This window comes from Bradyrhizobium genosp. SA-4 str. CB756 (assembly GCF_000473125.1).
In the GTDB taxonomy this organism is placed as follows: Bacteria; Pseudomonadota; Alphaproteobacteria; order Rhizobiales; family Xanthobacteraceae; genus Bradyrhizobium; species Bradyrhizobium arachidis.
In genome coordinates, this window is sequence record NZ_KI421499.1 from 1,863,677 (window position 1) to 1,876,376 (window position 12,700).

At 56.1% G+C, this 12,700-nt stretch carries 13 protein-coding genes; 8 read left to right on the forward strand and 5 right to left on the reverse strand.

Annotation, left to right across the window (positions count from 1 at the left end; all coding sequences use genetic code 11):
• Window positions 1–23: 23 nt before the first annotated feature.
• The gene (locus BRAGE_RS0109240; RefSeq protein WP_283808081.1) at window positions 24–863 is read left to right on the forward strand and encodes an MOSC domain-containing protein; all 840 of its coding nucleotides are present in this window, start codon (window positions 24–26) and stop codon (window positions 861–863) included.
• Between the two features lie 29 nt (window positions 864–892).
• Window positions 893–1,126, forward strand: coding sequence for a TetR/AcrR family transcriptional regulator (locus BRAGE_RS52555; RefSeq protein WP_084334424.1), 234 nt, complete (start codon window positions 893–895; stop codon window positions 1,124–1,126).
• Window positions 1,127–1,510: 384 nt separating this feature from the next.
• Here BRAGE_RS52555 and BRAGE_RS48095 read toward each other — a convergent pair whose 3' ends face one another.
• A complete protein-coding gene (locus BRAGE_RS48095; RefSeq protein WP_051377751.1) occupies window positions 1,511–2,119 on the reverse strand; it encodes a TetR/AcrR family transcriptional regulator in 609 nt (202 codons plus the stop codon).
• Window positions 2,120–2,500: 381 nt separating this feature from the next.
• On the opposite strand from BRAGE_RS48095, the gene BRAGE_RS57560 reads away from it, so the two are divergent.
• Both BRAGE_RS57560 and BRAGE_RS54345 read left to right on the forward strand, forming a co-directional pair.
• Window positions 2,501–2,629, forward strand: a complete 129-nt coding sequence (locus BRAGE_RS57560; protein WP_283808058.1) for a hypothetical protein — start codon at window positions 2,501–2,503, stop codon at window positions 2,627–2,629.
• Between the two features lie 3 nt (window positions 2,630–2,632).
• Complete coding sequence (locus BRAGE_RS54345; protein WP_028146227.1) at window positions 2,633–2,833, forward strand: hypothetical protein; 201 nt, start codon at window positions 2,633–2,635, stop codon at window positions 2,831–2,833.
• 710 nt (window positions 2,834–3,543) lie between these two features.
• Here the strand turns inward: BRAGE_RS54345 and BRAGE_RS52560 are convergent.
• The 4 genes from BRAGE_RS52560 to BRAGE_RS0109275 form a co-directional block, all read right to left on the reverse strand.
• Window positions 3,544–4,701, reverse strand: a complete 1,158-nt coding sequence (locus tag BRAGE_RS52560; RefSeq protein WP_084334480.1) for an FAD-dependent monooxygenase — start codon at window positions 4,699–4,701, stop codon at window positions 3,544–3,546.
• A 122-nt stretch (window positions 4,702–4,823) separates the two neighbouring features.
• The gene (locus BRAGE_RS48100) at window positions 4,824–6,005 is read right to left on the reverse strand and encodes an MFS transporter (protein ID WP_051377752.1); all 1,182 of its coding nucleotides are present in this window, start codon (window positions 6,003–6,005) and stop codon (window positions 4,824–4,826) included.
• A 108-nt stretch (window positions 6,006–6,113) separates the two neighbouring features.
• Window positions 6,114–6,575 carry a carboxymuconolactone decarboxylase family protein gene (locus BRAGE_RS0109270; RefSeq protein WP_027559906.1) on the reverse strand — a complete coding sequence of 154 codons (462 nt, stop codon included), beginning with the start codon at window positions 6,573–6,575 and terminating at the stop codon, window positions 6,114–6,116.
• A gap of 304 nt (window positions 6,576–6,879) precedes the next feature.
• A complete protein-coding gene (locus BRAGE_RS0109275) occupies window positions 6,880–7,296 on the reverse strand; it encodes a nuclear transport factor 2 family protein (RefSeq protein ID WP_027559905.1) in 417 nt (138 codons plus the stop codon).
• A 169-nt stretch (window positions 7,297–7,465) separates the two neighbouring features.
• On the opposite strand from BRAGE_RS0109275, the gene BRAGE_RS0109280 reads away from it, so the two are divergent.
• From BRAGE_RS0109280 to BRAGE_RS48105, 4 genes are all read left to right on the forward strand, one after another.
• Window positions 7,466–8,401: an NADP-dependent oxidoreductase gene (locus tag BRAGE_RS0109280; protein WP_027559904.1), complete on the forward strand. Its 936-nt coding sequence runs from the start codon at window positions 7,466–7,468 to the stop codon at window positions 8,399–8,401.
• A 563-nt stretch (window positions 8,402–8,964) separates the two neighbouring features.
• On the forward strand, window positions 8,965–9,756 hold the full coding sequence (locus tag BRAGE_RS0109285; protein ID WP_027559903.1) for an isocitrate lyase/PEP mutase family protein: 792 nt from the start codon (window positions 8,965–8,967) through the stop codon (window positions 9,754–9,756).
• Window positions 9,757–9,798: 42 nt separating this feature from the next.
• A complete protein-coding gene (locus BRAGE_RS0109290; protein ID WP_027559902.1) occupies window positions 9,799–10,812 on the forward strand; it encodes a zinc-dependent alcohol dehydrogenase family protein in 1,014 nt (337 codons plus the stop codon).
• A gap of 118 nt (window positions 10,813–10,930) precedes the next feature.
• On the forward strand, window positions 10,931–11,860 hold the full coding sequence (locus BRAGE_RS48105) for an alpha/beta fold hydrolase (RefSeq protein ID WP_063617184.1): 930 nt from the start codon (window positions 10,931–10,933) through the stop codon (window positions 11,858–11,860).
• Window positions 11,861–12,700: the final 840 nt, after the last annotated feature.

Below are 12,700 nucleotides of genomic sequence, written 5' to 3' on the forward strand. Positions count from 1 at the left end.
AATCGCGGAGACATAGATTGTCATTGAATGGTGCCCGGGTCATTGGGATTGCGCGATTCCCTGTTAAGTCGATGTCAGGCGAACGTATACAACGGTGTTCAGTCACGGAACGCGGGCTACATGGCGATCGCGTGTTTGCGGTGATCGATCAAGAAACTGGCAAGGTGGCAAGTGCAAAGCATCCGGCCATGTGGCGGGAGTTACTGCTGCACTCTGCGCGTCTGGTTCACGAAAACGAGATGTCACTGGAAGTCACGACGCCTCGGGGAGAGATGCACCATTTGCCGAGCGATGCGGCGAATGAATCGCTTTCACGCGAGCTGAAGCGCGCCGTGGCCTATAACAGTCAAGCCCCAAAGGCGATGAAGCTGGATCGGCTAGATCCGACGTCGTTGATCGACAAAACCGCTGAGGTGTCGATAGAACAGCAGCTGATTGCGAGGGCCGCGCCGGAAGGAACGTTCTTTGACTTCGGCCCACTGCACATCATCACGACCAATACGCTCGCAACCCTGTCGTCAACTGGCACGGTCGATCTGACGGACGCCGCCCGCTTTCGCGCAAACATAATTGTCGACTGTCCGGACGGGGGAGGCGGCTTCATCGAGAACACCTGGACCGGCCGCACACTGCGGTTCGGAGACGAATTATCCGTGCGGATAATCACGCCGACACCCCGCTGCGCAGTTCCGACGCTCGAGCATCGGGGGCTGTCGGCAAACGTCGACATCCTTCGTGCACTCGTGAAGTATAATCGGCTCGAAGTCCGGGGCGTTGGCGCCAGGCCTTGTGCTGGGGTTTATGGCCATCCAATAAGTCCCGGCGAAATCGAAATCGGAGCGCCGGTCAGGTTTATCGAGTAGCATCGCGCGCGTAGCCTTGGTGAGGGGACATGGAAGCCGAATCCGCCATATCGAAGAGAGTGCTACGAATATCCCCGGCCCGTGATCGCGTATTTGCCACCGCCAAGGATCTTTTTTACCGGGATGGCATTCATACAGTCGGTGTCGATATGGTCGTCGAAGTCTCCCGCATCGCCAAAACCAGCCTGTATCGCTGGTTTCCGAGCAAGGATGAACTCATCGCGGCGATCCTCGGCGATGAGAACGGCGAATTCTTCCGATAATGGGACAAGGTTTCGGCCCGCTATTTCGGCCAGCCAGACGTTGAATTGGTCGCTCACATCGAATGACTGTCATACTATGTCCGAGGGGCCTAGGTTTCGCGGGTGTCCTTTCCTGTACTTCACGGCCGAGTTTCCCGATTCGGACCATCCGGCCAGAAAAGTCTGCGAGGACAACAAAAGCGAGCTGCGCAAGCGTAGCGTGCAGCTGCCGAAATCAGCAGGGCTGAAGGAGCCCAACCTGTTGGCGGACGGCCCAGTGCTTCTCATCGAAGGCGCATTTGCGAACAGCCAGGTGCTGGGCAAGGGTGGTCCTGCCCAGGCCCTGGACGGAACAACGAAAGCGCTCACAAAGTACGCAAGGCCATCTTCAAGGGCGAAGAGGGGCTAGGTTTGGTCGCAAATCGCGCGCGCGCCCGCTTCTGCAAGCTTTTGCAGCAGATCCGGAGCGCCTCCAAGGCGCGCGTGGATCGCGAGCGACTCCAGCGTTGACCTCAACAGCAAAGCACGGCTTTCGAAGTCCAGTCGATCCTGCAGGTTAGGCGCTTCGCCCGCGCGCCGCAGCACAAGGCGTGCGCAACTGAGCCGCCATTCAGCTCCTTGTGAAAGTGCTTGGCGGACAGCCAGATACCGTTCCGAGATATCGAGCCCTGTCGCAAGCTCAAAGCAGCCTCTTGCTCCGTGGCTTCCGGTTGAAAAGAACTCGATCGCTGCGTCAAAGCCGTTTGCCAAAGCTAAAGACAATTCACGCTCTGCCAGAAAGCGAGCCGCTACGGCGTCTGCGAATAGCTGCCTGTAATGGCGCAGTGCAACGCCGTAAAGCTGCTCCTTGTTTCCGAAGGCACGGTATATGCTCGGCCGATTCATCCCGGTTGCGGCGCTGAGGTCGTCAAGCGTGGTGCCCTCGTAACCGTTCTTCCAAAATGTCTCGAGAATTGCGCCGGTCGCAACGTCGGGAACGTACTTGCGCGGCCGACCGCGAGCATTCGCACTCATCAAGCGACAATCCTTCAAGTTATAGCGATAGACGCGCACTACCTGCTGCCGGCGTCGCGACTGACGGCAGTTCGCACCTATAGATCACGAAGGTCTTCGGGCCGACGTGCCCATCGTTACCCCTTGACAGCTACAGATCTGTATTGCGTAAGTGTACAGATCCGTAGCATCATGGGGTCGGCATGTCAAAAGACGATCTAGTTTCTGGCCATTGCGGCCTCACCAACTCGCCAGTGGTTATGAACTCGCGGCGCGCCCAATGCTCTGCGGTCGCGAGGCGGAGCTGAACGAGTCAACACCAGCCTGCCTGTTGCAAGCACTGCGATACGCAACTGTGTCAATTACCTCAATCTCCGCGCGGTCCAGCAACTGGCTACCAAGATGCTGTTCCAAGGGCTTGATGTCAGTGCCAGGGTTGCTGGTGTGACCGCTGTATCCATCATGGGAAGTTTCGATGGATTTGGCGATGCTTTGGCTTATGTGACCGCGAAAGAGCAAACCGACAGGTAAATCATGGATGATCAGAAGAGAGGCGAACTGGACGAAAAGCTCTACCAGTTAATTGCGTCGTGGCAGACACAGAGCATGGCGGAAGCGTTCCGCCCCGGTGGAGAAGACTACCGAGGGCGCGATCCCAACCAAGTGGGGCCGCAGCACTTGGAGCGGCGCCGCCCGCCAGAGACGCTGGCAACTATTACTAAAGTTGCGACATGAAGTCTGGAGAGTGTATGTCTTGGCATGCTCGTTATAAGCTTTGAAGCGGCTGTCGCCGGATTTCTCGAACGGTTTCGGCATCTCTAATCTGTGATAGACCCTGAGCTCATTCGCAGCGCGCTCGGAAAATTTCGACACCAGCTTCGCTTCGGCGGCAGGTCCAATGAGGAGCAAAATGCAGCCTCATCCGCCCTGTGGAGGTTGGGGTTAGAGAATATGTAGAAAATCGGTGCGAAGAAAGGCCGCCTTTCTCCTTGGTCGTGGCGATTTATGCCGAAATAGTTCGGGACGACCGTGTTGCAGCGAACGTAAAGGTTGCGCGGAGGATATCTTCCAGCAGAAAATCGCGCCCTCGTGTTTCACTTTGAACACCAAGGCCGCGACCGATATTGCCGGCGCAACGACCGTTTTGGGATTGGCGTGCCATTTAAGCTGGATGGCATGAAAGAGAAGAGCCATTCGCGTCCAAGCTTTCGGGGCAATCGCGGCGCGTTGAAACTCGCATTTCCGCGTTCGCGTCGCGTTCTAAGGCGGATGCTGCCGACGCAGCCGGCGTTTTCATCAAAGTCGTGAAGGAGTTGTACGTCAAACGACAAATTCAGCGGCGCTTCACTCTGCGGCGCCTCTTCTTAAGTGTCTTTCCCGGGAGGTCTCCCAAACATGCAAAGCGCGCTCTGCATCATCCGAACGGAATGCGCAGTCATTTGTGGTTAGTTATCAAGTTCAGCAAGCTGTCGCGCTAACCTGCCTGTGAAGCTCGGAAACTTACCGAGAATGCCGAGTAAGGTATTGCGCGCGACCCGGCCAGTCCGTGAACGAACAGTCGCGGCCCGCGTAATTCGATGCGTCGCAGAAACAACGTTCTTTGCGATATTATGACGGTCCTTGGACCATTTTTCGAGCTGCGAATCGTCGCCATTGACGGCTGCCGCAAGTGGTGAAGCCAAGCTGATGGCGTCCTGAATGCCAGTATTCATTCCCTGTCCGCCCGCCGGGCTGTGGACATGGGCGGCGTCACCGCACAACAAAATTCGACCGTGCCGCATCTTTTCAGCAACACGATGCTGGATTCGAAATCGCGAACTCCAAATCATATCTTCTAGCTTAGGAATGTCACGACTAGGCCCTCGTTGGCTCAGTATGGCTTGAACGAATGGGATATCGAGTTGTTCGGGAGCACTGTTAACTGTTGCAACCACGCGAAATCGTCCGAGCGGAAGCGGAGCAACAACTATCAAGCCAGTTGGCGCAAAAAAGAGATCGACTTCGTCGCGATTAAATGGCCAACGCATGCTTACGTCAGCGAGGATAAAGTCGGCCGAATAATTTCCGCCAAGAAATGCTATATTGCTCCGAGTGCGCACCGTACTGTGTGAGCCGTCGCATCCCACTATCCATTTTGCACGGACCGAATGCTGATGATCATTTCCTGAAAAGAACGCAGTGACCCCATCCCGATCGCACGTGAAGTGTTGAAGTGTGAACGGTCTTGAAACAATGCCGCCGAGAGACTCAAAGCAATTTAAAAGGACATTCTCTGTGCGGTCTTGCGGGCACATTAGCGTGTAGGGGTACCGCGTATCCAGCAATGAGAAATCGATATCAAGAAGAATACGGTCACGGTCGCGAATGCGAAATCTCGGAACGACGACACCTTGTTCAACCATGGCCTCGCTTATCCCGAGAGGCTCAAGAACCTCCAACGTCCGGGCGTGAACAACCGCAGCGCGTGAAGTATTTGCGCCTTGCGCGTGCTGATCTGCAATTAAGACAGAGATGCCCGATTGTTTTAGTGAAGCAGCCAGCGCCAATCCGGTGGGACCAGCGCCAACAACGAGAACGTCGGCAGCTTTAGATAGTGTAGCCACGAAGTGCTCCTTCACTTGGTTCAGCCTGCCTGAACAAGGGTCACGCTCGTCCCAGTTCCTTCACCGAGTTTATGAGGGCCGACTCTGCCGCACACTCACAAGAACTCACACGACCTGCGACATCACTCTAGCTCCCGTGGAGCAAACAGATAGCAACAGAGAGCGACCGCCAAAGCGGTCCCGAAAGCTGTGAAGAGCCGCCCGTAGAGATCCGCAGGCGCGACGCCTGCAAGCTGGGCGGCCCTCACGTAGTGTCCTGAGAGCCACTGTCCCAATCCAGCTCCGCCGAAAAAGACAAGGTTCATCATCGTAACTCCTTGCCCGAGCAGATGAGCGGGCATGAAAGAGGCTGCATGCGCCAAGACGATGGCGAAGCTGGCACCGAAGCAGGCAGCAAAGAGCAAAAGCCCGAGCGCAAGCGCGCCAGAGCCGCTACCGTTTACGCCGAGTACCAACCAAGCGACCACCGTCGAAGCGACCGCTGTCGCAACAGTATACTTTGCATTGCAGCATAACCGGTTTAATGGAGCGAAGATTAATCCTCCAGCTGCAATCGAGACGCCCATTGCCGTCGCGCTTAAGCCGACGGCATCAGGGTCAAACCCGTGAACCTGCGTAAGATAGGGAGCGATCCATAGACCTCGTGTGGCAGCGACTACAGCATAGCTAACGAAAGCAAGGGGTAGGATCGGCCATAGCGAACGAATCCCGACAATCTGCCTCGCCCTCACGAGCGCAGAGATCAAACCTCCTGGCGCTTCGACACGCGGCGGATTCCGAACCACGGCTGCAACCCACGCGAGACTTCCCGCCGTAATGACAGCCATCATCAGCATTGTCGGTCTCCACCCGAACGCATCTTTTGCCAACGTTAGAGGTATGCCGCTAATCGGATCACCTAGGCTACCCAAGCCAAACAGCAGCGACGACATGGGGGCAAAACGCTCTGGCGGATAGTTTCGCGCAATCATGTAGAAGCCAGTCATCAAGACAGGCGCAAAGCCCGCTCCCAGCAATGACATCGCCACAAGCGCCTGAATAAAATGGATAGCGGTACCAAGCAGTACGCCACCCATAACGGCACCGCATAGCCCCACGATAAGCGTGTTGCGCGGCCCGTACAGATCCAATGCAACCCCCACAGGAAGCTGAGCGAAGGCGAATGCGAGAAGGAACGAGGCCTGTAGGCTGGCAACTCCGTTGACATTGATTGACAGGTTCCGCGCGAGTTCACTCGCAATGACGGCAAGGAATGCCCGATAAAAATTGCTAAGCAAATAAGCGAACAACAAGGCCGAAAACATAAAACAACCCGCTCTCTCTCAACTGCTATCGCTTCTTCGGTTTCCTCTAAACTTGGTCGCGCACGGAGCGGGCGAAGGAGGATGAAAGGTGCTACCACCTTGCGCAAGTCATTCTCGTCGCTGGTTTGCTCCGATAGGATGGATCGTACGAAAACCGCTCATCATACGGTTCCACGTATTGATCGTGCCGATCAGCAGGCTCAACTTCACCATCTCGTCGGGCGTGAAGTGCTCTTTCAGGGGCTCGTAGTCTCGATCGGGTGCGTGGGTCCTGACCAGTAACGTAAGCGAGTCGGTCCAGGCCAGGGCAGCACGCTCACGAGCGGTATAGAGCGGGGACTCGTGCCAGGCTGAAAGCAGGTAAATCCGCTCTTCAGTCTCCCCCGCCGCTCGAGCGTCCCGGGTATGCATGTGGACGCAAAAGCTGCAGGCATTGATCTGCGACGCTCGGATTTTTATTAGCTCGATGAGCGAATGTTCCAGCCCGCACTCGGAGACGTACGATTCTAGCGACATCAAGGCTTTCATTGCGTCAGGTGACTCTTCAAACGGATTCAAACGCGCTTCCATGCGATTTCCTCTTAGTGCCGGGAACGTTAATGGGGAGGCTTTCGGACGATTGGCCTTTCAGCAAAGGCCTGATTCAAAGCGACGTAATCAGCGACTTCTGTAGTGAAGAGGCTGGTCGCATCGCCTGAATGGAGGAAGGATCGCATCCTCAATTCCGTAGCACCGAAGCGAAGCCTGCGCGATTCGCTGAGCCTGCGCTCAGCCGCCTTACGCCAAGCTCTTAGTCGCCAAGGTGTGCTCCTCCAAGGAGTCTGGCGGATGGCGTACCAGCCACACGGTTGCCATCCGCCGAAAGCGCCAAGCGTTATGTACGGTGATATGCTTCGGCTGGCACGCCGGCTTGGCGGGCGACGTCCGCTAGATCAAAATGGAAGGATTCCCAGATGATCTTGCAGTCCCTGAATCGGAACAGAATGAAGGCCGGTGTTTCGATGCGAGACCCGTTCGGTTTGTCGCCTCGGAACGTAAAGGCCGGCGTGAAAGCGATTTTTCCCCAACCGCACAGAGTGTCCCCATCAGCCGAGAGCCCATCAAGTTGAACAGCGTAGTCTGGCGCGAGTTGAAAAAAGCGTTCTAACCCCTTCCGAAGTTGAGCCGAGCCCTCAGAACGAGCATTCATGGGTGGTGCAAGCAGCACCCCATCAGGGTGATAGATCGCCAAGGCCGCCTCTACGTCCTGGCGGCTTTTCACGCGAGCGAGCTCAAAGACGATTTCCTTCATTGCGGTTTCGGTTAGCTCGTTCGAGCTTAGCGTTGACGCACTTGGAGCGTCTTTTAGGATTGCGAGCATACATTTTCTCCTGTTGATGCGCTTGACAACGATACAGACCTGTACGTAGCTATGTCAAGCAGTCGAAGGAAAGGGCTTAACGTTGTCTAGTAGAAGTGGGATGCGCGCGTTTCAGCAAACCGAATGGGGTGGCTTAGACCGATTGCGGCTGACGGAGGTTGACCGACCGGTGCCGCTGCCGACCGAAGTTCTGGTTCGCGTTAAGGCTGCTAGCGTAAACCCGGTCGACATATTTACCGTTCAGGGGAAGGCATATATGAGGGCGCTAAGCCTACCATACATCCCAGGTTGGGATGTCGCAGGTGTCGTAGAGCAAGTCGGCTATGGAACGACGCGTTTCAGCGTTGGAGACGAAGTCTACGGCATGCCGTGGTTTCCACGTGCAGCTAGCACTTATGCCGAATACATCGTTGCACCTGCGCGTCATCTCGCGCGAAAGCCAAAGGGTTTGAGTTTCGAAGCAGCCGCGGCAGTTCCTCTCGCGGGATTGTCAGCTTGGCAAATGTTAGTGGACATCGGACAAGTGGGGCCTAGCACGAAGCTGCTGATCAACGGAGCGGCGGGCGGTGTCGGGCATTTGGCTATCCAAATCGCCAAGGCGAGGGGAGCGTATGTCGTCGCGGTTGCGAGCGCTGGCAAGCACGACTTCGTGCGCGAATTGGGGGCCGATGTCGTGCTCGATTACAACGCAGGACCTGTGCCTAACGTTGTGAACGATGCAGACGTTGTACTTGAGTTGGTGGGTGGTGAAGTTTGCCTCGAGATGTTGAAAACCGTACGGAAGGGAGGATTATTGATTAGCGCCCAGTCCGCCTGGGCGCCACAATTGAGGCAGGAGGCAGATAAGCTCGGAGTGAGATCATCTTGGTATCTCGTCGAACCGGATCGCTCGGACTTAGAGTCTCTGACGGAGCTAATTGAGCGCGGAGCTCTCAACATCTCGGTATCCGCGACGTTTCCGTTTGAGCGGGCGATCGAGGCGCTCGAGCAGGTGTCGCATCGCCGCTCGGCTGGCAAGGTTGTGCTCACTGTTTGAAGATCTATGCGGCCAACAATATCAAACTAACCGCCTGCCGACCGGGGGGCAGTAAGTGTCCCCCGTCGAACCAAATGCTGGCTTGAAGCTCATGCGGTTCGTCAAGCGATGGCGGCGGTGAAGCCAGTGAGTTTTCCTAGGTAATGCCCCGAAGGGCATTCTAATTCCTGGCTCCGTTCAGAAGAAAGTCAGAGCCAGGTTTAGATGCTCCAAAAACATTCGCCACTCGGGCTTCCGAGGCGGCGTTTTCGTATCCCGGTTGGCATGCGGTCGGTGGCCGCTTCGCCATGGCCATTGTCGCTGAGCGCAGGGATCCCCGGCACGCATTATGCCTTGTCGAGATGCAGAGAGCCCATCATTGGTCAACAACACTCATCTCTGTCCCCACTCCAGATTGGTTCGTGCGTGCTTGTACTAATCGGTAGAAGAAGCGCAACAGACCCCATCAGGCGCCAATAGCATTAACTCTGGCCCTGCGCGTCGCTTCCCGGCCAATTTCGCAATTGACACTTGGGCGGTCTTGCCGAAAGATACAGAGGAGTAGCGATACGAAGGTGTGGCATATGACGAAGAACGATAATCAGCTGTTGGCAACTCAGTTCGCACAGTTGCACAAAAGCAAGCCCTTCCAGTTGGTAAACGTTTGGGATGTCTGGTCAGCGCTCGAATGTCAATCGGCCGGCCATAAGGCTATTGCAACAAGTAGCTACTCGGTCGCGGAGTCTCTGGGCTACAAAGACGGAGAGAAGCTACCGCTGGCCTCGTTACTGAACGCAGTTGAAAAGATTGCGTCAGCGACGTCGATTCCGCTGACGGTCGACTTCGAAGCTGGGTTTGGGGATGCACCGCAGCAGGTTGAAGAAAATGTGAGTCGGGTTGTCGATGCTGGCGCCGTTGGCATCAATCTTGAAGACGGGCTTTCTCAAGGCAAACGTATTTTGGTCGACATCGACCGGCACTGTGAGAAGATTGAGCGGTCGCGAGTCGCTGCGGCATCACGTGGTATTCCTCTTTTTATTAACGCTCGTTTCGACGGTCTTCTCATTGCAAAGGCGCAGACCGACGAACTCATTGAGGAAGCGATGCGGCGAGCCGAGCGTTACGGGGCAGCCGGCGCGAATGGTTTCTTCGTTCCGGGATTAACCAAGCTTCCTTTGATTGAGAAGCTCAGCCGATCATTAAAGCTTCCCTTAAATGTCATGCTGATGCCGAATGGCCCGTCGATCGCGGAGTTGGCCTCCGCAGGCGCAACCAGAGTTAGCCTCGGACCGTGGCCGTTTGAGTACACCAGGGGCACTTTCCGGAAGGCGCTGAAGGAATTTGAGACCAACTCGTCGTCGTTTTTCGCAAGTTGAGTACGGAGCGGGCCGCGTTGCGGACTAACTCGAGCAAGGATCATGAAAGGTTACGCATACGTCGACGCTATCAGAATCGACGCTCTCACCGAGACAGACTGGCCCGATCCCCGGCCAAGGGATCACGACATTGTCGTTGCGATGAAGGCGGTAGCTCTGAACTATCGAGATTTAGCAATCGCCGACGGTAGCTATCACATTGCTGTAAAGCCTCCGCTGGTTCCTGTTTCAGATGGTGCAGGGGAGGTTGTCGCGATTGGTCGATCCGTTCGACGCTTCCGCGTGGGCGACCGAGTTTGCGCAGTGTATCTGCCAGATTGGAAACATGGTGCCTTACGACGTGAGTTCGCAGCACGGCGGCTTGGAGGGCCGAGCGATGGTGTGATGCGCGAACTGATGTGTGCCTCGGAGGAGGATTTCGTTCTCGCGCCACAGCACCTCTCCTTCGAGGAGGCTGCAACAATGCCGGTTTCTGCGGTTACTGCCTGGCAGTCGATGTTCGTTAATGGAGCAATTCAGCCTGGCGATAACGTCTTGGTGCAGGGAACCGGTGGGGTCTCGATCGCGGCAATTCAGCTTGCTCGCGCCGCTGGCGCGCGGCCTATTTCTGTCGTTCGAACTGATCGTCACCACAGGGATCTTCTGCGAATCGGCGCTACGGACGTCGTGGTTTCGCAAAACCAGGAGCTCTGGCCTGGCGAGGTTTTGAGGCTGACAGGTGGCGAAGGAGCTAACGTGATTGTCAATGTTGCTGGCGGTGAGACGGTAGCCCATTGTCTGTTAGCCGCGGCGGTGGGAGCGACTGTTCATTTGGTCGGATATGCGTCAGAAAAAATGATCTCATTCGACATGTTTGAGGCCATTCGACGGGCCGCGAAATTCTTCGTGGCTACAGCAGGAAGCAGAGAAAGCTTCGAGCGTCTGACGAGACTATTTGAGCTCGAACAGATCCACCCAATAGTTGGTGGTTGTTACTCGGTTCGAGATCATCGAGAAGCGATGGCGTCGCTCCGCAGGGGTGGCCACCTTGGAAAAGTTGTTCTGACATTCGATTAGAGCGACGTAAGTTAGAACGAGATAACAATTTCGCAGAATGCGAATCCGCTGTCCGGCTCAGATCAGACTACTGGCATCGGACAGCTCAGCATCGGAAGGACGAGAGAGGATCGCTATTATGAGCGGCGAAATAGCGCTGATGGACGTGCCTGGAGGTGTTGCCGAGCGCGAGCTCACGGCCAACGGAGTAAGATTCCGGTATCTTGAGCGCGGGACCGGTCCGCTCGTACTTTTCCTGCATGGCTTTCCAGACAACGCCCGCACCTGGCTACGTCAGCTCGATCATTTTGCAGCCGCTGGATATCGGGCCGTGGCTCCTTACATGCGTGGATATGCGCCCAGCTCGGAGGCGAAGGATGGCCGATACGACCCGGAAGTTCTGGGCACGGACGTAAGCGCTATGATCGCGGAACTGTCTCCCGGAGTACCGGTCGCTGTCGTTGCAATGGATTGGGGCGGTGTTGCATTACAAGCAGCGTTGTCGACGGGCACTGCCAATATCTCTGCGGCGGTCTTGATGAACACCGCTCACCCTTACACACTTTCGGACAGCGTCAGAGATCCGGAATTCGTGCACCGGTCGTTTCACTTCTGGTTCTTTCAGCTGGACACAGCGGAATGGGCCACAGCGATGCCGGGGCTGCCCATGGTTGATTACATTTGGAGGATTTGGTCGCCAAATCTGAAGGACGATGAACATATCCAATCGGTCAAGGCGACGCTTTCTGCCCCGAACGGGATCAAGAATGCGCTCGGCTACTATCGTAGCCTTTGGCATGCCGTCCGGGCAAACAAGGTCCCTGCGGGTCTGATCAGGACACCCACTCTTTCAATCTTCGGCGCAACCGATTTTACAGCGCTGCACTCACATTTGGAGCAACGCGGATTTTGCGGCCCATATCAGCGCGTCCTCTTGCCTGACGTCGGCCATTTCCCGCATCGGGAAGTACCGGACCAATTCGCCGCGCTGGCGTTGAACTGGATCGGTCAACACTTTGCCAACGCGCTAAACCCGACGGTCTCAAACCGGCCTGATGCAAGCAATTAACGTTCACGTTCCAGTAGAGCGTTTCGGTAAGAGTTCGGAATAGTTTGCTCCGAGACGAAGACAGGGGCGCCCACGTAAGGAGGATGCGGATGTTGCGCTAGGGCGGCACACCAGTTCGTCTGTCGCGAGAGACGATGAAGGGCCATGGAACAAGGCTAGTGCGCGACACCTCGTCGCGTCGATGCTGCGTCAGAAACAAGGTTGATCAATATGGACCGCGGAATGTATTGGCCATCTATATAGCTAGCGGCTTCCACAAAACTGGTCTGCTGATTGCAGCTGCCGGTTGGATCAAGCGTTTCCATTACCTCGCAGACCGAACAATCCATTGAATGGAAATCAGCGGCTGGCCCAGCGAAACCCTCATTTCTCTTGCTGGTCCACGATGGCATTGAGACCATCTCGGCTAGATACGGAGCGATATCAGTAAGAGGACTGTCCTGTATCGCATTTAAGGGCCGGGGGACGTAGTCAACTCGCCCGATTGCGGACGCCGAGGTAAGCCCGCTGCGTTCTGCCGTGTTCCTCATCGCTACCGCGCGAGACTATGTTGTCCAGGGTGGCCTTACGGACTGTCTCAAGAGGAAAATTGAATCAGAAATCGTAGGTTTGGGGTGGGTAAAAGCGGCGGCGCTCGTCCGCTTCCGCGAGCGCACGGTACTTGCGTCGGGCTACGATGTTCTGCGACTTTGTATCGCTGACGATAGCCGCTCCAATCCGCCGGCGGGGTGCGTCCAACGTGCAAGGACCATCAAGCCCGTGAGAGCTCGCTCCGCGCTGCGGCGAGCGTCTTCCGGTCGGACCTGGACATGTGATTGGCAGCTCTTGAGGCACAGAGAT

Bases quoted from the DNA above. Each gene is read 5' to 3' on its own strand.
- BRAGE_RS52555 (WP_084334424.1), top strand. From the start codon at position 893: ATGGAAGCCGAATCCGCCATATCGAAGAGAGTGCTACGAATATCCCCG.
- BRAGE_RS48095 (WP_051377751.1), bottom strand. From the start codon at position 2,119: ATGAGTGCGAATGCTCGCGGTCGGCCGCGCAAGTACGTTCCCGACGTT.
- BRAGE_RS57560 (WP_283808058.1), top strand. From the start codon at position 2,501: ATGCTGTTCCAAGGGCTTGATGTCAGTGCCAGGGTTGCTGGTGTGACC.
- BRAGE_RS54345 (WP_028146227.1), top strand. From the start codon at position 2,633: ATGGATGATCAGAAGAGAGGCGAACTGGACGAAAAGCTCTACCAGTTA.
- BRAGE_RS48100 (WP_051377752.1), bottom strand. From the start codon at position 6,005: ATGTTTTCGGCCTTGTTGTTCGCTTATTTGCTTAGCAATTTTTATCGG.
- BRAGE_RS0109270 (WP_027559906.1), bottom strand. From the start codon at position 6,575: ATGGAAGCGCGTTTGAATCCGTTTGAAGAGTCACCTGACGCAATGAAA.
- BRAGE_RS0109275 (WP_027559905.1), bottom strand. From the start codon at position 7,296: ATGAAGGAAATCGTCTTTGAGCTCGCTCGCGTGAAAAGCCGCCAGGAC.
- BRAGE_RS0109280 (WP_027559904.1), top strand. From the start codon at position 7,466: ATGCGCGCGTTTCAGCAAACCGAATGGGGTGGCTTAGACCGATTGCGG.
- BRAGE_RS0109285 (WP_027559903.1), top strand. From the start codon at position 8,965: ATGACGAAGAACGATAATCAGCTGTTGGCAACTCAGTTCGCACAGTTG.
- BRAGE_RS0109290 (WP_027559902.1), top strand. From the start codon at position 9,799: ATGAAAGGTTACGCATACGTCGACGCTATCAGAATCGACGCTCTCACC.
- BRAGE_RS48105 (WP_063617184.1), top strand. From the start codon at position 10,931: ATGAGCGGCGAAATAGCGCTGATGGACGTGCCTGGAGGTGTTGCCGAG.